Raw genomic sequence first — 21109 nt, 5'->3', positions numbered from 1 at the left:
CGTGGTGCGCCGGTCAATCCTCGCGCGCTGCGCGATCGGAGATGTCAGGACATAGCGAGGCAGACTTGCGTCGAACTGACCGTGCCCGCGCTGACGCCGTCGCGCGCCATCGTTTCGATGGTGGTCCAGTTTTCGCGGAAGATCCGCGTCGCCTCGTTGGCGCTCTCGGCCTGGATCGTGAGGCTACACGCGCGTCTCGCGCCATTGCTGGCGAGCTGGAAATGGAAAACAAATCCAGATGACTCCGCGCTCCGTGCGCCCGACGGTCCATGCTGCATGAAGGCTCTTCCCCAATTGCCGTGTTCTTGCGCCCCACCCGCGAGCAGGATTGGATCGGGATGCGGCACAGTCGTGATCCAACGCCTCACAATCTGCGAGATCGCGCATTTTGTTCGGTGGTGTTGCCGGGATTCAACACGATGTGGAACTTTGCTGAGGACTCGGTACGCCATCGCGGCGTGATCAGTGCGAGCGGCTTGCGATTGATCATAGAACGCGCCGCGTCCGCGCCACTGCGTCCATTCATCGTCGAGCGTTGTTGCGCGAGAACGGCAGACACGAGACTGCTTCGCGGCGAATGGGCTGATTAGATCAAATCCTATGCGCGCTTGCGAACACCCGCCGCACACCTGTCAATGGCAGCGCCATCGCGTCGATCGCGCGTTATCGGAGACGCTTGGCACAACCTGCATATCACCGCTGCCCATCGCCCTTTAGGCGGATGGTAACTGTCTTCGTCAGGGTCGGATGCCGACGATCTGTCCGGTATCCTCCCTCCGATACCGCTCCAGGCCAGAGCCTGGTTAATCCACCCTGAATCGCAAGAGCGCTGGGTTCTTCCATCGAGAACCGCAATGTACGAGCTCCGACGCAGGGCGTTCTATTGCTCGAATCCATAGGCTCGTTGCAACCTTTGATTGACGGATTGTTGCTATCTGGAAGTCTTCCCCAGTCGGGAGACGAAAGTGACGACCATTGAACTGTCGACGGCCGGCTCGGCGTCATCGGCACTGCGCTACCGCATCCTTCCCGTCCTCTTCTTTTTCTCCGGAGTTCCAGCGCTCACCTACCAGCTCACCTGGCAGCGGAGCCTGTTTCGCATCTTCGGCGTCAACACGGAGTCCGTGACCATCGTCGTGACGGCCTTCATGCTCGGCCTCGGCCTCGGCAGCCTGGCGGGCGGATGGATCACGCGGCGATACATCGTGCGGCCCCTGCTGCTGCTTGGCGGCATTGAATTGTTGACCGCGATATTCGGTCTTGCCTCGCTCTGGATCTTCGAACAGGTCGGCGACCTCGTGCTGGAATGGTCGCTGCCGGCAATTGCTGCCGTCAACCTGTTGCTCGTCCTGATTCCCACGCTCCTGATGGGAGCGACGCTGCCGATCCTCGTCTCATATCTGGTGCGGACGTCGGGCCAGATCGCCCATTCGGTCGGCCTTCTGTATTACGTCAACACGTTGGGGGCCTCGGCCGCCTGCCTGCTTTGCGCCTTCGTGATCTTTCCCTATTTCGGCATGCATGTGGCGGTGTACGTCGCCGCCGGCATCAATGTTGCGGTCGCGGTCGGCGCGTTCGCGGTCCATCATCGCCGTGAGGATCCGGACAGCGCGGGTATCGTTGCAGAACGCACGCGGACCGCGCTACCGATCCTTTCGATGCCGTTCGTCATGCTGCTTGCTGCCGTCGGCGGTTTTGTCTCGTTGTCGTACGAGATATTCCTGTTCCGCGTCGCCTCCTTCGCCTCCGGATCAAGCTCGGTGGCATTCGCGTTCGTGCTGTGCTGCTTTCTGGCGGGTATTGCCAGCGGCGCGTACAACGCAGCCCAGGTTTGCGCGAAGCTGTCTCCCGCGGAGGCGATCCACGAGGCTGCCAAGGGCCTGATCCTGGCCAATATTGCTGGCGCGGCCTTTCTCCCGCTGGTGACCTGGCTCGCCGGGACCGGCATCGGCCTCATCGGGACTGCAATGGCCGGGGTTTACCTGATCGCGCGGCAATGGGGCGCGCTGCTACCGTTCCTGTCGCATTTCGGCCTTGTCGCGGATGAACGGGCCGGCATGCGGACCGCGCTGCTCTACAGCGCGAACATTGCCGGATGCGCCGCCGGTGCCGTCATCACCGGCTTTGTCCTGACGAACTATCTCGGCCTGCAGCAGATCAGCATCCTGCTGCTTGCGATCGGAACGTTGTGCTCGTTGATCCTGATCCACAAGTCCAGCGCCGTGGCTGGTGCGCGGGGGAGGGCGGTCGCGATCGCCGTTGCGGTTCTGGCCGCCGGAACGGTTATGGCACCGCTCCTCTCCCGACAGATGTTCGAAAATCTTCAGCCCCACGCAATCCACGACCACAGGTTTGCCCGTGTGGTCGAGAATCGCAGCGGCGTGATCACGGTCGATACCGACGGCACCGTCTACGGTAACGGCATGTATGACGGGCGCTTCAACACCAACCTGAAATCCGATCGCAACGGCATCATTCGTCCGTTCGCGCTCAGCCTGTTCCATCCGGCGCCGCGTGACGTATTGATGATCGGGCTGTCATCCGGCTCATGGGCGCAGGTCATTGCGAACAACCCGGCAGTTGAATCGCTCACCATCATCGAAATCAATCCCGGCTATACCCAGTTGATCGCGGAGCAGCCCGAGGTGCAGTCGGTGCTGCGCAATCCGAAGGTCACGATCATCGAAGATGACGGGCGCCGCTGGTTGAACCGGCATCCCGACCGGCAGTTCGATGCGGTCGTTTCCAATACGACCTGGAATTTCCGCGCCAATGCGACCAACCTGCTGTCGACGGAGTTTCTCCAAGTCGTCGGCCGGCACCTCAATCTCGGGGGTATCGTGTTCTACAACACGACCTCGTCCAGGCGGGTGCAGAAAACCGCTTGTTCCGTGTTTCCCTATGGCGCCCGGTTCACGAACCACATGGTTGCGTCGAATGCGCCGCTGGATTGGAATTACGCGCGGTGGCGGAAGGTCCTCGAGACTTACACGATCGACGGGAAGCCCGAGTTCAACCTGACCGACAAGGCCGACCGTGATGATCTCGACGCGCTGATGCATGACTATCGCCTCGATGGCGACATGATCGAGCAGTGTCCCGTCCTCCTATCGCGAACGCTGGACAAGGCCGTCGTCACCGACGACAACATGGGGACGGAGTGGCGCTACTACCTGGGCCTTGAGTAGCGCGGCACCGGCGATCGTCTTCCCGATTCTGTCATTGGTTCCGGCGTCGCCACAATCGGACGCCGAATCGTGCCGGGTACGCGCGCAATCGTGAGTTCGGTTGCGCGGGTTGTCGGATAAGATCGATCAGCCGCCATACCTGGACTGTTTCGCCGAGCCCTTCACGGGCCTCCCTGCATCTGGACGATCGATTCCATGAGACTGTGGCTTTCAGCCCGGCTCGCAGTGTTCACGCTCGCGATGGCTTTGATCCTGACCCCTCGGGCCGTGGCTGACGCTGACGCCGACATCTCCACGCAGGTCCGGGACATCGTGACCCGCGAGCTCGCGCCGACTGCTACTGCCGCGGATCCGGGCGGCCTTGCCGTGGTCGTCTATGCCGGGGGCAAGCTCGCATTCTTCAACTACGGCTTCGCCGACGCCGAGGCCAAGGGGCGGGTCACGTCGGACACGCTGTTCAGTCTCGCATCGCTGCGCAAGATCTTCGAAGCCACGTTGATCGCGCTCGGCACCATCAGAGGCGAACTGCGGCTGGATGATCCGGTCAGTAAATATCTGCCCGAGCTGCACGGCGACTATATCAGCCGCGTCACCATCGGCGAGCTCGTCACCCATACGTCGGGTCTGTTGCTGCCGACCGATCATCCGCCCTGGCCAAACGCGACCTTCAGCCGGGATCAGTTCATCGCGATGCTCAATGCGTGGACCCCACAGGCGGGAGAGCAGCCCGGCAGGCAGCGGATCTATACGCATGCCGGCTACGTCCTCCTGCAACTCGTGCTGGAGAGTCGCTACCGGATGCCGATCCGCGCACTGATCGAAAGCCGGATCATGAATCCGCTCGGCATGATATCGACGTTCATTCCGGAGCACGGCGAGGGCAATCGTGCGCTGGCGCCCACCGAGATCATGCAGCGCATGGTTCAGGGCTACTCCGATCAGGGCCAGCCGATCGGTCCGCCGGGCGACCAGCAAGGCTATTACGATTTTCCGGGAACTGGTCAGATGTTCTCTTCGGCCCGCGATCTCGGCGTGCTGCTTCGTGCTTGCCTCGACGGTGCGGTGATCGATCCCGAGCTGCGCGCCGCATTGCAGATGACCGAACGCGAGAGTTTTCGCATCGATGAGAAATTCGGGCAGGCGATGGCATGGGAGAATGTGCGCGTTGCCGACGTCACCATCGTCGACAAGCCCGGTGGCCTCAACAACGCCTCGGCCTATGTCGGCCTCGTGCCGGCACGGAAGCTCGGCATCGCACTGCTCGCCAATCGCGGCGAATATCCGCACGAGATCGCCCGCTACCGGATTCTTCCGGCGCTCGCACGGCTCTGATCATGCTGCGACGAGGTGGAGGCGCAACCGGGGAGCAGCAGCCTTGCGAAAATTGCGATGGCTCAGCTCCCGGATCGGCTGTATAAGCCAGTAGCTTCTTCTCCTACCTGAAGAGGCTGATATGTCCGTTCCCAATGCGTCCGATTTGCATACGTGGCTTTCGCAACAGCACCACGGCTTGCGGACCTTCAAAACCTTCCAGCAAAAGCTCGAGACCTTGAGCAGCCACGACCCCGAGCAACGGGCCGTATGCCGGCTGCTGAGCGGTCTCGTCGGCGGCTATATCGAGGCCTTCGACGAAGAGCCGCTGCCCGTCGCGGTCGCCGAGCGCGCCTATGGCCGTCTGCTCGACCTCGTCGGAAGCCTCGATCTCAACGCAAATGCCGACCGGCGACTGGCCGACATCAATCGCATCGCGGCCTGCGATCTGCTGCACTGATCGCGTCGGGTGAGGGCCTCGCGCTCTCGATAGACCACAACCCCTCACCCGATTTGCTGCGCAAATCGACCTCTCCCAAAGGGAGAGGTGACCTTGGGCGCTGTTTCAGGTCAACCCCGATCCATCATGCTTTAGCCGCGGCGTGCCGCGACCAGATCGCGATAGAGCGCCGCGTAGCTGCCGGCGCGATTGTGCCAGGAGACGTCGGTTGTCATGCCGGCCTGCTGCAGCCGGCGCCAGGTCACCTGGTCGTTGAACAGCAGGTTCGCCTTGCGCAGGGCATGGGCGAGCGCGTCCGGAGTGACCGGGCCGAACTTGACGCCGGTTGCCGCGCCACCGTGCACCGCGATCTCGTCGACGTCGAGGACGGTGTCGGCAAGGCCGCCGACATTGGCGACGATCGGGACCGCACCATAGCGCAGCGCGCACAATTGGGTGAGGCCGCAGGGCTCGAAGCGCGACGGCACGGCGAGCGCATCCGCGCCGGCCTGGATCAGATGCGCCAGCGCCTCGTCATAGCCGATCACGACCGAGATCTGTCCGGGATGGGCACGCGCCAGCGCCGAATAGCGATCTTGCAGATCGCGGTCGCCGCTGCCGAGCAAAGCGAGCTGGATGCCTTCGCCGAGCAGCGTTGGCGCGGTCTCAAGCAGCAGGTCGAGGCCCTTCTGCCACGACAGCCGGCTGATGACGCCGAGCAGCAGCGCGCCCGGATCGGGGCGAAGGCCGAAGCGCTGCTGCAGCGCCAGCTTGTTCGTGGTGCGCTCAGCCAACTGCTCCACGCCATAGCGGGCGGCGATGTTCGGGTCGGTGGCCGGATTCCAGACCGAGATATCGATGCCGTTGAGGATGCCGCTCAGCACGTTGGATCGTTCGCGCAGCAGGCCGCCGAGCCCCATGCCGCCTTCGTCGCCCTGGATCTCCTGCGCATAGGTCGGCGACACCGTGGTGATGCGGTCGGCGAATTGCAGCCCGGCCTTCAGCAGGCTGATTGTGCCGTAATATTCGACGCCGTGGATGGTGTAGGATTCACCCGGTAGGCCGAAAGTCGCGAGCATCTCGGGCGGGAACTGTCCCTGGTAGGCGAGGTTGTGCACCGTCATCACGGTGGCCGGCCGCGGCTGCCCGCCATAGTGCAAATAGGCCGGCACGAGTCCGGCCTGCCAATCATGCGCATGCACGATGTCGGGAACGAAGGACACAATGGCGCCTTGACCGATCTCGGCCGCCATCCGCGACAGTGCCGCAAAGCGGATGCCGTTGTCGGGCCAGTCGGTGCCGTCGGGGCCGACGTAGGGATTGCCCGGACGTGCGAACAGATGCGGTGCATCGAGCGCGTAGAGATCGAGGCCGTCATGCGTGCCGGCGAGCACACGGATCGGCCCGCCATAGAATTCCGGCCATTGAAGTAGCGTCTCGGCGGATGACAGCGTCCCGAGCACGGCGGGATAACCCGGCACCAGCGTTCGCGTTGCGACGCCGTGCTGCTTCAACGCCGCCGGCAGCGCCCCGACCACGTCGGCAAGCCCGCCGGTCTTGACGATCGGGTAAATCTCCGAGGCGACCGCGAGGACGCGGATGGGCGTCATGTCCCGAGCCTGTCGATCATCGGCTGCGTGATCAGCGAGATGCCTTGCGAGGTCCGGCGGAAGCGCTGGCCATCGAGGTTGGGATCCTCGCCGACCACCAGGCCTTCCGGAATCCGTACCCCGCGATCGATCACGACGTTCCGTAGACGCGCGCCGCGTCCCACATTGACATAGGGCATGATGACGGCGTTCTCGACATAGGCGTAGGAATTGACGTGCACGCCGGTGAACAGCAGCGAGCGGCGCAGCGCAGCGCCGGAGATGATGCATCCGCCCGACACCAGCGACGTCACGGCTTGTCCGCGCCGTCCTTCCTCGTCGTGCACGAACTTGGCGGGCGGGGTGATCTCGGCATAGGTCCAGATCGGCCATGACCGGTCGTAGAGATCGAGCTCGGGCACCACGTCAGTGAGATCGATATTGGCCCCCCAATAGGCATCGACAGTGCCGGCATCCCGCCAGTAGGCGCGGGGATCATCGCCCGAGCGGACGCAGGAATCGTTGAACTGATGCGCGATCGCCCGGCCGTGCTTGACGATATAGGGAATGATGTCCTTGCCGAAATCGTGGGCCGAGTTCGGGTCGGCGGCATCGCGGCGCAATTCGTCGAACAGGAATTCCGAATTGAAAACATAGATGCCCATGCTGGCCAGCGACTTGTCGGGCTTGCCGGGCATCGGGGGCGGATCGGCCGGCTTCTCCAGGAAGGAGTGGATGAGGCCGGTCTCGTCGATATGCATGATGCCAAAGGCGCTGGATTCCGCCCGCGGCATCTCGAGGCAGCCCACCGTGACATCGGCGCCGCTCTCGACATGCTGCTTCAGCATGATCTCATAATCCATCTTGTAGACGTGGTCGCCGGCGAGCACCAGGATGTACTTGGTGCCATGCGCCTCCAGGATGTCGATGTTCTGATAGACCGCGTCCGCCGTGCCGACATACCACATCGTTTCGGAGACGCGCTGGCTGGCGGGCAGGATGTCGAAACTCTCGTTTCGTTCCGGGCGGAAGAAGTTCCAGCCGCCCTGCAGATGCCGGATCAGGCTGTGCGCCTTGTACTGGGTCGCCACCGCAATGCGGCGGATGCCGGAATTCACCGCGTTCGACAGCGCGAAATCGATGATGCGTGATTTACCACCGAAATAGACCGCCGGCTTGGCGCGCTTGTCGGTGAGCTCTTGAAGCCTGCTGCCGCGTCCGCCGGCCAGCACGAAGGCGAGGGCGTAGCGTGACAGAGGCTCATTTCCAGCGGTTCTCATGGTCATCCTCCCGGGCTTCAGGGCATGGCCCCGTCGCCTTCGCTTGTCCGGAAGGTCTGATCGGGCGCCAATCGGGCCGGCCGCAAACGTAGCAAGCGCACCGGAATGAGCAAAGCGGGATGGCGGCGTTTCGTTCCGTGTTGGTGTATGACGAAGACTTAAATGCAGTGCAGGGGCGGCCGCGGAGCCATTGACGGAGCGTGGTTTCGGTATAGAGCAGGTCCGCCCGTTGCTTCCGTCCAGGCTTGCATTCCATGACTCTGCCCACCGTTACACCCCAGGATATCCGCTCGGCGTTGCTGCTGCGCTGGGAGATCGCACTGCTTGATATCAGGCAAGAGGCGGAATTCGCTACCGGCCATCCGTTGTTTGCCGCCAACATGGCGGCCGGCCGGATTACGCTCGAGGCCGAGCTACGATTGCCGCGCAAGGACGTGCCGATCGTTCTCTGTGACAACGGCGAGGGCTTGGTCGGCGCCGCAAGCGCGCAATTCCGGGCGCTGGGTTATGACAATGTTCGCGCGCTGGCCGGCGGTCTAGAGGGCTGGCGGTCGGCCGGCTACGAGCTGTTCCAGGACGTCAATTCCTACGCCAAGGCGTTTGGCGAATTGGTCGAGGCGCGGCGTCACACGCCGTCGCTCAGTGCCGACGAGGTCGCATCATTGATCGCAGCAAAGGCCAATATCGCGATCCTCGATGTCCGAAGGTTCGACGAATATGCCACGATGAACATTCCGGGCTCGGTGAGCGTGCCCGGCGCTGAGCTCGTGCTGCGCGCAGGGCACGCGGCGCCCGATCCCGATACCACGATCATCGTCAACTGCGCCGGCCGCACCCGCTCGATCATCGGTACGCAGTCGCTGATCAATGCGGGACTGCCCAACAAGGTGCGAGCCCTGCGCAATGGCACGATCGGCTGGACGCTCGCCCGGCACAACCTCGAACACGGTGCCGACAGGCGCGGCGGCGTCGGACCGTTCGACGGTGCAAGCGACAATGCGCGGGACGTCGCCTATCGTGCCGGTGTCCGCCGGATCGGCGCGAGCGAGCTCGCGGCGCTTCGGCAGGAAGCGCATCGCACACTCTATCGCTTCGACGTGCGCGAGGCCGACGAATACGCCGCGGGTCATCTCGCCGGATTCCGCCATTACGCGGGCGGCCAGCTCGTCCAGGAGATCGATATGGCAGCCCCGGTGCGTGGCGCGCGCATCGTTCTGACCGACGACAGGAGCATCCGCGCCGATATGACGGCCTCCTGGCTCGCCCAGATGGGGTGGGAGGTCTACGTGCTCGACGGCGGCTATGACGGTTCACTCGAGGTTGGACCGCCGCAAGTGCTGCCGAAGGGGGATCCAGCGCATCGCTACCGGCGCCCCTATGAAGGCACCGACGTCGCGGAGCAAGCGATGCAGGCCTATCTGGAGTGGGAGTACGGCCTCGTCGACCAGCTTCGCCGCGACGGCACGCACGGGTTTTATGTGATCTGAGGGGATATGACGGTTTTGCCTCGCCGTCATTGCGAGCGAAGCGAAGCAATCCATCCTTCCATTTTGCGGAGCTATCGATTGCTTCGCGGAGCCTGTCATCGGGCGCGCATTTGCGCGCCCCGTCTGGCTTGTAATGACGTGCATGGAGCAGCGCGCCTACAACGGATCGACGCGCGATCGTGGCGTTCAGTCGGCGCCGAAGGCGTCGTAGACCAGCTTCTTGAATGCGGGGGTGATGCGGCCGCGCTCGTTTTGGGTCTGCTCGAGCAGGATGTAGATCATGTCGAGCTTCGGATCGACGCCGAAATAGGTGCCGCTGCCGCTGTCCCACTTCAATTCACCGATCGAGCCGGGCGGTGGCGGCTTGGCGATGCCGGGATCGGTGCGTATGCCGATGCCGTAGCCATAGCCAAAGCCATCGCCGGGAAAGTACCAGTAGTCGCGGCCGACGCCGGAGCCGGGGCCGACATGGTCCGTCGTCATGTCCTTGAAGGCGGCGGGACTGAGATAGCGCTTGCCGTCGAACTCGCCGCCGTTGAGCAGCATCTGGGCGAAGCGGCCATAGTCGAGCACGGTGGACAACAGTCCGCCGCCGCCGGACTCCCATTCGGGATGCGCGAGCCGGCCACGCTCGGCGTCGAGCAGGATCTGGTCCGTCGGTAGCGGCCGCGCCATCCGCGCGCGCTCCGCATCGGTATCGAGCACGAATTTCGTGCTAGTCATGCCGAGTGGGTCGAAGATCCGCTCCTTCTCGAAGGCGTAGAGCGACTTGCCGGAGACGATCTCGATCACGCGCCCGAGCACGTCGGTCGAATGGCCGTAGCGCCAGAGCGTGCCTGGCTGACGCGACAGCGGCAGCTTTGCGATGCGTTCGGCAAACTCCTTGTTGTCGAACTTGCCGTCGAACAGATGCGCCTGCGCGTAGATCCGCTGCACCCAGTCGGCCCCGATATATTCGTAGGTGATGCCCGAGGTCTGCCGCATCAAATCTGCGATGGTGATCGGACGGTTCGGCGGCACCAGCTCCAGCGTCGCAAGGTCGTTCTTGCCGGGTGGCTCGACGCCGACCTTCACGTCGGCAAAGGCCGGGATGTATTTCGACAGCGGGTCGTTCAGCGCCAGCTTGCCGTCATCGATCAGCATCATCGCAGCGACGCTGGTCACCGGCTTGGTCATCGAATGCAGCGCGAAGATGGTGTCCGGTGTCATCGGCACCTTGGTCCTGACGTCCTGGACGCCGAAGCACTTCAGGTAGACCGCCTTGCCGTGCTGCTGGATCAGGACGACGGCGCCCGGCAGACGGCCGGTTGCGACTTCATTGTTGAAGAACGCGGTGATGCGTTCGAGGCCCTCGGACGATGGTGCAGGAATCTCGGAGGCACGCGCAGGAGCGGTGGCGCTCGCAAAAAGCACAGCCGAGAGCGCCACCGCTCCGAGGAAACGCTTCGGCATCGAAAGGATCGTGTATGCAGGATGAAATCTGCGTGACATTGACGAGTGAGCCCCGATACCCGAAGCAATCCTCCGGGCGTGCGGACTTTAACGCGAGCACTGCGCGCGACCTAGTATTTTCCTGAGACGTACGACGATCGCGGAAAATCTACACAATTTGCGTCGCGCCGACCGGGGTGCGGACGGCGTGCGACAGCACCTGCAGCGCCTGGCTCAGCTCGGCGCGGTTGCGCGCGGCGCCGAGCGAGATCCGCAAGCCCCGTGGCGCGGCATCACCGACCGCAAAGGCGTCTTCGCCGACCACGGCGAGACCGTTGCGCATCAGATGCGACAGCAGGTCGGTTCCATGGAAATGCTTCGGCAGCGGCAACCAGATGTGATGGCTGGCCGGCCGCGCTGCATAGGTCACACCCTTGAGGAAGCGCGCCGCGAGCTGCTGGCGCGCGGCCGCTTCGTTGCGGATGGCGCGGATGATCTCGGCAGCGACGCCGGACCGCAGCCACTGCGTGACCAGCGCGACCATCAGCCACGGCGGCATCTGCATGGTGGCCTGCAGGCTCGCGCGCATGCGCTGCTCCGCGGCGGCATCGGGCGCCAGCAGATAGGCGACGCGCAGCGCCGGCGCGATGCACTTCGAGATGCTGGCGGCGAAATAGCTGCGCTCGGGAATCAGCGTCGCGATCGGCGCGATCTGCGGCTCCAGCGGACCGTAGACGTCGTCCTCGATCAGCACGCAGCCGCGCTTCCGAATGATGTCGGCGATTGCCTTGCGCCTGGGCGCGCTCATCGTCGCGGTGGTCGGATTGTGCTGCGTCGGCACCAGATAGATCGCCTTCGGCTTGTACATGCGGCAGGCCGCGTCGAGCGCGTCGGGGCTGATGCCCTCGGTGTCCATCGCCACGCCGACCAGACGAATGTCGAGCCGCGCCGCAGCGGCCTTCGCGCCGGGGAAGGTCAGCGCCTCGGTGAGCACCACGTCGCCGGGCGAGGTCAGCGCCAGCAGGGCGTTGAAGATGATCGCCTGCGACCCCGGATAAATCACGATGCGGTCGGCGGACGCCTGCGGCACGCGCTGTTGCAGCCAGGAGGCTGCGACCTCGCGCTCATCGGCGGTGCCGCCGGGACGCGCATAGCCGAGATAGGCGGAAAAGCCGGCCTCGGCGCGGATGGTGGCGAGTCCCCGCGCGATGCGGAGATCGAGATTGGCTTCCACTGGCTGTGGCGGCAGGTTCATCGACAAGTCGATGTTGACTGGTGCGGGCAGGTCGGAGGCGGCGCGCGCGGTGGTCTCCGACACGAAGGTGCCCTGGCCGACGCGAGCGTCCAGCAATCCGCGCCGGCGCGCCTCGCCATAGGCGCGCGTCACCGTGGTGAGATCGATGCCGAGGGCGGAGGCCAGCGCGCGGTGGGTCGGCAGTCGTTCGCCACGCACCAGCCGGCCGCTGGCGATATCGGCGGCCAGCGCGTCGACGATGCGCAGGAACATCGGGCCCTGCCATTCCGAAACTGTAGGGATCCAATCCATGCAATTCGGCGCTTTGTCTTTGATTGTATGCCTCTCCACGCATATTGTATGGATCAACGGATCAGGTCAAGGATCACGGCGATGACAGAGTCGATCTCCCTGCAAAAGGCGATGTTGCGCGGCTTCTCGATGAAGTGCCCGAACTGCGGGCGCGGCCATCTGTTCGGCCGGTTCCTGAAGGTCGCCGATCATTGCGACGTCTGCGGCGAGGACTTCACCCCGCAGCGCGCCGACGATTTTCCGGCCTATCTCGTGATCGTGGTGGTCGGCCACATCGTGGTGCCGGCGCTATTGTGGCTGGAGATGAACTACGCGCCGCCGGCCTGGCTGCAACTCGCGATCTGGCTGCCGGTGACGCTGTTCAGTTCGCTTGCACTGTTGCAGCCGATGAAGGGCGCGATCGTCGGCCTGCAGTGGCAGACCGGCATGCACGGGTTCGAGACGTCACGGCGAGCCGTGGCTCCGGCGCGGGCGCGGAGCAGCGTGGCGCGGACCCGGGAAACTTGACGCGATATAAAATCGTGGCCCGGATAGAGCGAAGCGCAATCCGGGGCTATGTCGCCGCGGGCCAAATCCCGGATTTCGCTTCGCTCGATCCGGGCTACTGATCATCAAACCGGGTGATGATGCGGCCGGAACATCCGGCCTTTTTCCGTGACCAGCACGACGGCGAGCGCAGCCAGTGTGCAGAGGAAGAAGCCGGTCGCGAACGGCAGCAGCGTACCGTCATAGTCCTGACCGATCGTGGTACCGATGCCGATCCCGAGCAAAGTGGTGATGGTGCCGTACAGCGCCGAGGCGGTGCCGGCGATCTTGCCTTGCGGCTCCATCGCGAGCGCAGTGAAGTTCGCCATCATCAGGCCGAATGCGAACATCATCAGCGCCGACAGCGCCATGAACAGCGGCAGCGTCAGCATCCCGGTCTTCACGGCGAGGAGCAGCGCCCCGGCGACGACGGCAAAGCCGGTCAGCGCGGCGTGCGAGATCACGCGCATGCCGATGCGGCCGACGATGCGGGAGTTGAGGAAGCCCGCGATCGCGACGCCGACCGCACAGGCTGCGAACGCGACCGGGAAGTAATGGCCGAGCTTGAAGATCTCGGTGAATACCTGCTGCGAGCAGAACACGAAGGCGAACAGCGAGCCCTGCACGCCGCCGGCAGCGAGCGCATAGCCGAGCGTCTGGCGGTTGGTCACGGTCTGGCGGAACGCCGACAGCACCTCGGGGATCGCGAGCGACTTGCGCAGTTCGGGCGGCAGCGTCTCCGGCATGCGCAGCGCGCTCCAGGCGAGCGCGATCACGCCGTAGATCATCAGCAGCACGAAAATGCCGCGCCATTGCGTCAGCAGCATCACCGCCTGGCCGAATGACGGCGCGATCACGGGAACCGCGATGAACACCATCATCGCAAGCGACATCACGCTCGCCATGCGCCGCCCGGCATAGCAGTCGCGCACGATCGAGGTCGCGATCACGCGGGTGGCCGCGGTGCCGAGCCCTTGCAGCGCCCGCGCCAGCAGCAGCGTCTCGAACGAGGGCGCCATGATCGCGAGCAGGCCGGCGATGGTGTAGACGCTCATACCGCCGAGCAGCACCGGGCGGCGGCCGAACCTATCGGACAGCGGGCCCATCACGAACTGGCCGACGCCGAAACCGACCAGGAAGATCGACAGCACCATCTGCGGCCGGTTGGCGTCGGCGAGGTGGAAGGCGGAGCGGATGTTGGGCAGCGCCGGCAGCATCATGTCCATCGCCAGCGGGTTCAGCGCCATGATGGAAGCGATAATGACGACGAATTCGGGAAAGCCCATGGGGCGGTGGCCTGAGGAAACCCAGGCATCGGCATTGATGTCAGACACTTAGCGACCTCTTGGAGAGCCGCAATCATAGCGGCCTTGTTGCGCTGCACAATCGGCGTTTTGGGATGGGTGCCCGTCGGCAGCGGGTGAGGTAGCCCGGTCATGAGAGCGGGCTACGGCGGGCGGAGAGGTCGCCATATCGTTGCTACTGCAACTATTTTGCTCGTGCCGGACGGCAAGCTCTGCTATTCCAGCGGCCAGCATCGTGCGGGGCAGGCGCATCGCGGCCAATCGAGCAGCCCCACACCAACAGAAACGGGTAGTGGGGAGGCCACATGTCCATCGAACTGTCCGCGCGCTCGCGCGGCGCTGAACTGTCGGACGAGGAACGCAAGGTCCTCACCGCGACGCTCGTCGGCACCACGATCGAGTGGTACGATTTCTTCGTCTACGCGCAGGCGGCCGGCCTGGTGTTCGGAGCACTGTTCTTCGCGCCGATGAACCAGAACAATCCGCTGCTGGCGCAGATCGTGGCGTTTGCCACGCTCGGCCTGTCGTTCCTGTTCCGCCCGCTCGGCGCCATCGTCTGCGGCCATCTCGGCGACCGCTTCGGGCGCAAGAACATGCTGGTGGTCACGCTGCTCCTGATGGGCGCGGCAACCGCGCTGGTCGGTGTGCTGCCGACCTACGCGCAGATCGGCGCCTGGGCGCCGGCAATCCTTATTCTCCTCCGCATCCTGCAAGGCTTTTCGGCCGGCGGCGAATGGGGCGGCGCGGCGTTGATGTCGGTGGAATCGGCACCCGTCAACAGGCGCAGCTTCTTTGGCTCGTTCCCGCAGATCGGCACACCGCTCGGCATGATCCTGGCGACCGGCGTGCTGTGGCTGCTCACCACGACGCTCGGCAAGCAGGCGATGCTCGAATGGGGCTGGCGGATTCCGTTCCTGCTGTCGATTGCACTCATCGTCGTCGGCATCCTGATCCGCCGCACCGTCGAGGAATCGCCGGTGTTCCAGGCGATGCACCGCCGCCGCAAGGAATCTTCGGCGCCGCTGAAGGATCTGATGCGCAATCACAGCAAGGAGATCCTGCGCACGGCGCTGATCTTCATGGCCAACAACGCGGCCGGCTACATCCTGATCGCGTTCATCATCAGCTACGGCGCCAACACGCTGAAGATGCCGCCGGATCAACTGCTGCTGATCGGCACGCTCGCCGCGGTGAGCTGGTTCGTCTTCACGCTGGCGGGCGGCATCCTCGGCGACAGGATCGGCCGTATCAGGACCTTCCAGATCGGCTACGGGCTGATGGTGCTGTGGGCGGTGCCGATGTGGTGGCTGATCGACAGCAAGAACCTCCTGCTGTTCTTCGCCAGTGCCGTCGGCCTCACGATCGCGCTCGGCCTGTCTTACGGGCCACAGGCGGCGCTCTATGCCGAGCTGTTTCCGGCCAAGGTGCGCTATTCCGGCGTCTCGATCGGCTACGCGCTCGGCGCCATCTTTGGCGGCGCCTTCGCGCCGATGATCGCGCAATGGATCATCGGCACCTACGGCCAATCCTGGCGCGTCGGCGTCTATATCGCGGTGCTGTCGCTGATCTCGCTGATCACGGTGTCGACGATCCGGGATCCGCAAGGCGTCGATTTGAACGTGAATGACGCGGGCGGGTGAGCGATGCGCGCGGCACCGGCCCGGCCGGTGCCGCCGACTAGGTCGTAACCCCGAGCATCGCCTTCAGCTTCTTGACGGCGCTGTCGGGCGTGGTCAGCACCGGCCTGCCGGTGACCTCGGCGACGCGCTCGGCGGCGGGCGCCATACTGTACTGGGCGAGCGCGATCAGGTCGCAGTCGCGCAAATCCTTCGACGCCTCGACCACGATGCGGTCGTGCTCGGCGCGGTCGCCACGGTCGAGCGCGGCCAGTGCGCCTTCGGCGAGTTTCGGCACGAGCTGGATGGAGGACGGAAACTCCGGCGGCATCGAGACCAGCGTCGGCGCGAAGGTCGAGAGCAGCCCGATCTTCTTTCCCTTCGCAACCGCCTCTTCGATCATCGCCTCGTTCGGCTTGAGCACCGGCATCGGCGCATGCGCGCGCGCGACCGCCTCGATGCAGGTGCCGAACGCCGAGCAGGTGAATAGGATGCCATTGGCGCCGGTGCTGACAGCATAGCGGCCCATGGTCAGGAAGCGCTCCGTCATGCGCGGGGTGAGCTTACCGTCCTGCGCGAGATCGGCCGAAAGGCTGTCGTCGAGCAGGTTCATCAGCCGTGCCTGTGGCCACAGCCGCGCGAACGATGCCTCGATCGGAACGATCGAGTGCTTCAGGGCATGGATGAGGGTGATGCGCATGACGTTGTCGCCGCGTAGGATGGACAAAGGAGCGCGAGCGCCGTGCCCACCATTGTTGCTCCGTGCGCGTCAGGGTGGGCACGCTTTCGCTTGCCCACCCTACGGCTTTGCTTCGCAATCCGACCTCTCCCCGCAAGCGGGGCGAGGTAAGACGCATTACTTGAACGGAATCGCGTACATCAGGCCGCCCTTGTTCCAGGTGGCGTTGAGGCCGCGCTCGAGCTTCAGCGGGCTTGCCTTGCCGACATTGCGCTCGAAGATCTCGCCGTAATTGCCGCCGGCCTTGATCGCGCCGACTAGCCAGTTGTTGGCGAGGCCGAGCCGCGAGCCGAGATCACCGGAGGCGCCGAGCAGGCGCTGGATCGCGGGCGTCTGCGACTTCGCCATCTCCTCGACATTGGCTTGCGTGACGCCGAGTTCCTCGGCCTCGACGAGACCGTAATGCAGCCAGGTGATGATGTCGCTCCAGACCTCGTCGCCGTTGCGGGTGAACGGGCCGAGCGGCTCCTTGCTGATGGTCTGCGGCAGCACGACATAGTCGTCCGGCTTCGGCGCCGCGGTCGCGACCGCGCCGGCGAGCGCGGAGGCATCCTGGGTCATGGCATCGCAGCGGCCGCCGAAGAAGGTCTGGTACATGGTGTCGACGCGGTCGAACACCAGCGGCTTCCAGTCGATGCCGTTGGCGCGGCCGTAGTCGCCGAGCGTCACTTCATGCGTGGTGCCCTGAGCGACGCAGACGGTCGCTCCCTTGAGATCCTTCAGCTCCTTCACGCCGAGATCCTTCTTCACCACAAAGCCCTGGCCGTCGTAGAAATTGATCGGCCCCTGGCGCAGGCCGAGCGTGACGCCGCGCAGGTAGGTCTCGGTCGAATTGCGGTAAAGCACGTCGATCTCGCCGGATTGCAGCGCGGTGAAGCGGTTCTGCGCGGTGAGCGCGACATAGCGCACCTTGGTGGGATCGCCGAGCACGCCGGCCGCCAGCGCGCGGCAATAGTCGACGTCGAGCCCCTTGAAATTGCCTTGCGAGTCCGGCGCCGAGAAACCGGCAAAGCCGGTCGAGACGCCGCACACCAGCGTGCCGCGCTGCTTGACGGTGTCGAGTGTCGCCGCTCCTGCGCTGGTGATGCCCGCCGCGAGCAACATTGCCGTGATGATACCCCTGTACATTCCATCCTCCTCTAGTGACCAACGTCCTTCAGCGCGCTGTCTACCGCAGCGCCGAGTCTTTCGACGATCATGTCAATGTCGCCGGAAGTTGCGATATAGGGCGGGGCCAGCAACACATGGTCGCCGCGCAGGCCGTCGGCCGTGCCGCCCGATGGATAGCAGGCCAGCCCGCCTGCGAAGGCGGCGGACTTGATCCGCTGGTGCAATTTCAGCTTGGGATCGAACGGCTGGCGTTTCGCCCGATCGGCGACCAGCTCGATGCCCCAGAACAGGCCGCGGCCCCTGATGTCGCCGACATGGCGGTGATTGCCGAAGCGTTCGATCAGCCGCTGCTCGAGCTGCCTGCCGCGCTCTTTGACCTGATCGAGCAGCTTTTCCTCGCTGATCGTCCGCTGCACCTCGAGCGCGGCGGCGCAGGCCAAAGGATGCGCCAGATAGGTATGGCCGTGCTGGAATGCGCCGGAGCCGTTGCGCACGGTGTCGACGATGGTGCCGCTCGCCAGCATCGCGCCGATCGGCTGGTAGCCGCCGCCGAGGCCCTTGGCGATCGCCTGGATGTCGGGCGAGATGCCTTCCTGCTCCCACGCATGCAGCGTGCCGGTGCGGCCCATGCCGCACATCACCTCGTCGAGGATCAAGAGCGCGCCGTGGCGGCTGCAGATCTCGCGCACCGCCTTGAAGTAGCCTTCCGGCGCGGGCACGCAGCCGGCGGTGGCGCCGACCACGGGCTCGGCGATGAAGGCAGCCACGGTGTCCGGGCCGAGCCGCTGGAATTCGGCCTCGAGCTCGGCAGCGAGGCGGCCGACGAACGCTGCCTCCGATTCATCGTCGCGCTTCTCGTGATAGGCGAAGGCCGGCGTGACATGGCTGAATGAGGGCGACAGCAGCGGCGCATAGGGCTCGCGGCGCCAGGCGTTGCCGCCGGCGGACAGCGCGCCCAGCGTATTGCCGTGATAGCTCTGGCGACGCGCGATGAAGCGCGCGCGCTTCGGCTCGCCGCGCTCGATGAAATACTGCCGCGCCAGCTTGATGGAGGCCTCGATCGCTTCCGATCCGCCGCTGACGAAATAGGCGTAGGCGAGGCCGCCGGGCTCATGGCCGACCAGGCGCTCGGCGAGCTCCTCGGCGGGCTCCGACGAGAAGAAGCCGGTGTGGGCATAGGCGAGCTGGGATGCTTGCCTCGCGATGGCGGCGAGCACGCGCGGATGCTGATGGCCGAGGCAGGAGACTGCGGCGCCGCCGGAGGAATCGAGAATGCGGCGGCCATCCTCCGCGATCAGCCAGACACCGTCGCCGCCGATCGCTTTCGGCGGCGTCTCGCGCAGGCTTCGATGCATCACGCGGGTCCTGGTGGCGGCCATGACACTCATCCTTTCTCGACAAAATACTGCGACATCTCGGCAAGCCGGCCCTCGGTCTGTTCCAGCTTACGCTTGGCGCTCGCGCCGCCCAGCGTGAAGGTGACGGCAGCCAAAGACTGCGCAACGGCGATCGCACCGGTGAGGCTCGGAAAGAAGCCGGGAGAGGAGGCGGCCTCGAACAGCAGCAGATGATCGGCGCCTTCGGCCATCGGCGCGGTGATCGCGTCGGCAATGGCGACCAGCTTGGCACGGGCGTTGTGAGCCGCACGCGCGGTCTCGACGCTGACGGTCGTGTAGGGCGCGAAGCCGATCGCGACGACGGCGTCGTCCGCACGAAAGGCGCCATGATCCAGGTCGAACGGGCCCGAGCCGCCGACCAGTTGCACCGCGTCGGGGCGGAACAGGCGGAGCTGGTAGGTCAGCAGTTCCGCGACGCTGCGGCAGCTACGATAGCCGGATATCCAGATTCGGTCAGCGCCGTGCAGCGCACGCGCGGCTTCCGCGATCGCGCTCGCCGAAATTCGCGCAAGTCCCGCGGCTTCAGCGGCGAGCTTCTCCTTGACCAGCGTGACATCCGCATTAGGTCCCGGACGGCGGCCCTTCGCGCGGCCGGAAAACGGCGTAGCTTGCGCGGGCCGGCGCGCCTCGGTCAGCGCGGCGCGCAGCTCGTCCCAGCCGGAATAGCCGAGCGCCTTGGCAAGACGAGTGAAGGAGGCTGGATCGGCGCCGGCGACGGAGGCAAGCTCGCGCATCGAGCGGGTGGTCGCGTCGTAGTCGTTCGCCGCGACAAAACGACCAACCTCCTGCAGCCGCATCGGCAGCGACGGCAGTGCGCTGCACAATTCGTTGAGGGGCGACGGTTTCGCCTGAGCCTGCGCCATGAAACATATGTTGCACGAATATCAATTTGGTGCAACATATGAAGTGCGCATACCGCGCATGGCAGAAGATCGTTTCTCATAAGGATTCTTGTGCTGTGACGACAACGACGCCGAAACGCCCTCCCGCCCGGCCCTTGCGGCTTTCGCTGAGCGATCCGCGCGTCGCCGGCCTGTTCTGGCAGATCCTGGTGGTCGGCATCGCCATCGCCGTTGTCGCCTGGCTGTGGTCGAACGCCGTTCACAACCTCTCGGTCCGCCGCATCTCGACCGGCTTTGCCTTCCTCGGGCGCGAAGCCGGGATGCCGATCGCCGACAGTTGGATCGACTATACGCCGAAAAACACCTATCTGCGCGCCTTCATCGTCGGCATCGTCAACACGCTGCGGGTCGCTGTCATCGGCATCGTGCTGGCCACCGTGCTCGGCACCCTGATCGGCATTGCGCGGCTGTCGACCAACTGGCTGTTGTCGCGGCTCGCCGCCGTCTATGTCGAGGTGCTGCGCGACCTGCCGCTCCTGCTGCAATTGTTGTTCTGGTACGTACTGATGCAGGGGTTGCCGGCGGCGCGTCAGGCCTGGAAGCCGGTCGAGGGCGTATTCCTGTCCAACCGCGGGCTAGTGCTGCCCTCGGTTCCGCTGCACGAAGCCAATTGGTGGACGATCCTGGCTCTGGTCGCCGGGCTGATCGTGCTGCACTTCATCGGGCGGCGCCTGATCGCCCAGCAGATGCTGGATGGTAAGGCGCGGCCGGCCTGGCCTTACGCGCTTGGCCTCGTGGTGGTGTTGCCTGCACTGGTGTCGTTCCTGGCGGGCGCGAGCTGGACCGTCACGCTGCCCGAGCTGCGCGGCTTCAATTTCGTCGGCGGGCTGACGCTGGCGCCGGAATATTTCGCGCTGCTGATCGCGCTCGTCACCTATACCTCCGCCTTCATCGCCGAGATCGTGCGCAGCGGCATTCAGGCGGTGCCGCGCGGGCAATGGGATGCGGCCAAGGCGCTGGGGTTGAAGCCGAGTTTCTCGTTGCAGCACATCGTGCTGCCGCAGGCGCTGCGCGTCATCATTCCGCCGATGACCAGCCAGTACCTCAACCTGACCAAGAACTCCTCGCTTGCGGTTGCCGTCGGCTATCAGGACATTGTCTCGATCGCCAACACCACGCTGAACCAGACCGGACAGGCGATCGAATCGATCGCGCTGATCATGATGGTGTTCCTCACCGTCAGCCTCGGCATCAGCCTGTTCATGAACTGGTACAATGCGCGGATCGCGCTGGTGGAGCGCTGAC

At 64.8% G+C, this 21109-nt stretch carries 18 protein-coding genes; 7 read left to right on the top strand and 11 right to left on the bottom strand.

All coding sequences use genetic code 11. The features are described 5' to 3' along the window. Positions 1–44: 44 nt before the first annotated feature. Together P6U25_RS27120 and P6U25_RS27115 are read right to left on the bottom strand one after the other, a co-directional pair. Positions 45–278 carry a hypothetical protein gene (locus P6U25_RS27120; protein ID WP_407147823.1) on the bottom strand — a complete coding sequence of 78 codons (234 nt, stop codon included), beginning with the start codon at positions 276–278 and terminating at the stop codon, positions 45–47. Positions 279–364: 86 nt separating this feature from the next. After that, complete coding sequence (locus P6U25_RS27115) at positions 365–559, bottom strand: hypothetical protein (protein ID WP_407147822.1); 195 nt, start codon at positions 557–559, stop codon at positions 365–367. A gap of 406 nt (positions 560–965) precedes the next feature. Here P6U25_RS27115 and P6U25_RS27110 point away from each other — a divergent pair, with 406 nt between their 5' ends. From P6U25_RS27110 to P6U25_RS27100, 3 genes are all read left to right on the top strand, one after another. After that, positions 966–3188 (top strand): fused MFS/spermidine synthase, encoded by a 2223-nt coding sequence (locus P6U25_RS27110; protein ID WP_407147821.1) that lies wholly within the window; start codon positions 966–968, stop codon positions 3186–3188. A 195-nt stretch (positions 3189–3383) separates the two neighbouring features. After that, a complete protein-coding gene (locus P6U25_RS27105) occupies positions 3384–4520 on the top strand; it encodes a serine hydrolase (protein WP_407147820.1) in 1137 nt (378 codons plus the stop codon). Positions 4521–4641: 121 nt separating this feature from the next. Next, the gene (locus P6U25_RS27100; protein WP_407147819.1) at positions 4642–4959 is read left to right on the top strand and encodes a hypothetical protein; all 318 of its coding nucleotides are present in this window, start codon (positions 4642–4644) and stop codon (positions 4957–4959) included. A 131-nt stretch (positions 4960–5090) separates the two neighbouring features. Here the strand turns inward: P6U25_RS27100 and glgA are convergent, their stop codons facing one another. Both glgA and glgC read right to left on the bottom strand, forming a co-directional pair. After that, on the bottom strand, positions 5091–6548 hold the full coding sequence (glgA, locus tag P6U25_RS27095; RefSeq protein WP_407147818.1) for a glycogen synthase GlgA: 1458 nt from the start codon (positions 6546–6548) through the stop codon (positions 5091–5093). Then, entirely contained in the window at positions 6545–7807 is a 1263-nt protein-coding gene (glgC, locus tag P6U25_RS27090; protein WP_407147817.1) for a glucose-1-phosphate adenylyltransferase, read from the bottom strand. Before glgC ends, glgA begins: the two co-directional genes overlap by 4 nt. Before the next feature lie 254 nt (positions 7808–8061). Here glgC and P6U25_RS27085 point away from each other — a divergent pair, with 254 nt between their 5' ends. Then, positions 8062–9294, top strand: coding sequence for a rhodanese-like domain-containing protein (locus tag P6U25_RS27085; RefSeq protein ID WP_407147816.1), 1233 nt, complete (start codon positions 8062–8064; stop codon positions 9292–9294). 186 nt (positions 9295–9480) lie between these two features. Here P6U25_RS27085 and P6U25_RS27080 read toward each other — a convergent pair whose 3' ends face one another. Together P6U25_RS27080 and P6U25_RS27075 are read right to left on the bottom strand one after the other, a co-directional pair. Next, entirely contained in the window at positions 9481–10746 is a 1266-nt protein-coding gene (locus P6U25_RS27080) for a serine hydrolase domain-containing protein (protein WP_407147815.1), read from the bottom strand. Positions 10747–10894: 148 nt separating this feature from the next. Beyond that, positions 10895–12232 carry a PLP-dependent aminotransferase family protein gene (locus P6U25_RS27075; RefSeq protein ID WP_407147814.1) on the bottom strand — a complete coding sequence of 446 codons (1338 nt, stop codon included), beginning with the start codon at positions 12230–12232 and terminating at the stop codon, positions 10895–10897. 120 nt (positions 12233–12352) lie between these two features. Between P6U25_RS27075 and P6U25_RS27070 the strand changes: the two genes are divergently transcribed. After that, the gene (locus tag P6U25_RS27070) at positions 12353–12778 is read left to right on the top strand and encodes a DUF983 domain-containing protein (RefSeq protein WP_407147813.1); all 426 of its coding nucleotides are present in this window, start codon (positions 12353–12355) and stop codon (positions 12776–12778) included. 104 nt (positions 12779–12882) lie between these two features. Here the strand turns inward: P6U25_RS27070 and P6U25_RS27065 are convergent, their stop codons facing one another. Beyond that, positions 12883–14082, bottom strand: coding sequence for a multidrug effflux MFS transporter (locus P6U25_RS27065; protein ID WP_407152621.1), 1200 nt, complete (start codon positions 14080–14082; stop codon positions 12883–12885). Between the two features lie 323 nt (positions 14083–14405). Here P6U25_RS27065 and P6U25_RS27060 point away from each other — a divergent pair, with 323 nt between their 5' ends. Further along, on the top strand, positions 14406–15740 hold the full coding sequence (locus P6U25_RS27060; protein ID WP_407147812.1) for an MFS transporter: 1335 nt from the start codon (positions 14406–14408) through the stop codon (positions 15738–15740). Between the two features lie 37 nt (positions 15741–15777). On the opposite strand, the gene P6U25_RS27055 is transcribed toward P6U25_RS27060, so the two are convergent. The 4 genes from P6U25_RS27055 to P6U25_RS27040 form a co-directional block, all read right to left on the bottom strand. Next, positions 15778–16416 (bottom strand): arylsulfatase, encoded by a 639-nt coding sequence (locus tag P6U25_RS27055; protein WP_407147811.1) that lies wholly within the window; start codon positions 16414–16416, stop codon positions 15778–15780. Between the two features lie 156 nt (positions 16417–16572). Then, complete coding sequence (locus tag P6U25_RS27050) at positions 16573–17583, bottom strand: amino acid ABC transporter substrate-binding protein (protein WP_407147810.1); 1011 nt, start codon at positions 17581–17583, stop codon at positions 16573–16575. 11 nt (positions 17584–17594) lie between these two features. Continuing rightward, entirely contained in the window at positions 17595–18944 is a 1350-nt protein-coding gene (locus P6U25_RS27045) for an aspartate aminotransferase family protein (protein WP_407147809.1), read from the bottom strand. Between the two features lie 5 nt (positions 18945–18949). After that, positions 18950–19825: a MurR/RpiR family transcriptional regulator gene (locus P6U25_RS27040; RefSeq protein ID WP_407147808.1), complete on the bottom strand. Its 876-nt coding sequence runs from the start codon at positions 19823–19825 to the stop codon at positions 18950–18952. Between the two features lie 95 nt (positions 19826–19920). Between P6U25_RS27040 and P6U25_RS27035 the strand changes: the two genes are divergently transcribed. Continuing rightward, a complete protein-coding gene (locus P6U25_RS27035; RefSeq protein ID WP_407147807.1) occupies positions 19921–21108 on the top strand; it encodes an amino acid ABC transporter permease in 1188 nt (395 codons plus the stop codon). Position 21109: the final 1 nt, after the last annotated feature.

The sequence above is a fragment of the Bradyrhizobium sp. ORS 86 genome (assembly GCF_045571475.1).
Lineage (GTDB): Bacteria > Pseudomonadota > Alphaproteobacteria > Rhizobiales > Xanthobacteraceae > Bradyrhizobium.
This window is presented reverse-complemented; position numbering and strand designations above follow the sequence as displayed.

Bases quoted from the DNA above. Each gene is read 5' to 3' on its own strand.
- P6U25_RS27120 (WP_407147823.1), bottom strand. From the start codon at position 278: ATGCAGCATGGACCGTCGGGCGCACGGAGCGCGGAGTCATCTGGATTT.
- P6U25_RS27105 (WP_407147820.1), top strand. From the start codon at position 3,384: ATGAGACTGTGGCTTTCAGCCCGGCTCGCAGTGTTCACGCTCGCGATG.
- P6U25_RS27100 (WP_407147819.1), top strand. From the start codon at position 4,642: ATGTCCGTTCCCAATGCGTCCGATTTGCATACGTGGCTTTCGCAACAG.
- glgA (WP_407147818.1), bottom strand. From the start codon at position 6,548: ATGACGCCCATCCGCGTCCTCGCGGTCGCCTCGGAGATTTACCCGATC.
- glgC (WP_407147817.1), bottom strand. From the start codon at position 7,807: ATGAGAACCGCTGGAAATGAGCCTCTGTCACGCTACGCCCTCGCCTTC.
- P6U25_RS27085 (WP_407147816.1), top strand. From the start codon at position 8,062: ATGACTCTGCCCACCGTTACACCCCAGGATATCCGCTCGGCGTTGCTG.
- P6U25_RS27080 (WP_407147815.1), bottom strand. From the start codon at position 10,746: ATGCCGAAGCGTTTCCTCGGAGCGGTGGCGCTCTCGGCTGTGCTTTTT.
- P6U25_RS27075 (WP_407147814.1), bottom strand. From the start codon at position 12,232: ATGTTCCTGCGCATCGTCGACGCGCTGGCCGCCGATATCGCCAGCGGC.
- P6U25_RS27070 (WP_407147813.1), top strand. From the start codon at position 12,353: ATGACAGAGTCGATCTCCCTGCAAAAGGCGATGTTGCGCGGCTTCTCG.
- P6U25_RS27065 (WP_407152621.1), bottom strand. From the start codon at position 14,082: ATGGGCTTTCCCGAATTCGTCGTCATTATCGCTTCCATCATGGCGCTG.
- P6U25_RS27060 (WP_407147812.1), top strand. From the start codon at position 14,406: ATGTCCATCGAACTGTCCGCGCGCTCGCGCGGCGCTGAACTGTCGGAC.
- P6U25_RS27055 (WP_407147811.1), bottom strand. From the start codon at position 16,416: ATGCGCATCACCCTCATCCATGCCCTGAAGCACTCGATCGTTCCGATC.
- P6U25_RS27050 (WP_407147810.1), bottom strand. From the start codon at position 17,583: ATGTACAGGGGTATCATCACGGCAATGTTGCTCGCGGCGGGCATCACC.
- P6U25_RS27045 (WP_407147809.1), bottom strand. From the start codon at position 18,944: ATGGCCGCCACCAGGACCCGCGTGATGCATCGAAGCCTGCGCGAGACG.
- P6U25_RS27040 (WP_407147808.1), bottom strand. From the start codon at position 19,825: ATGGCGCAGGCTCAGGCGAAACCGTCGCCCCTCAACGAATTGTGCAGC.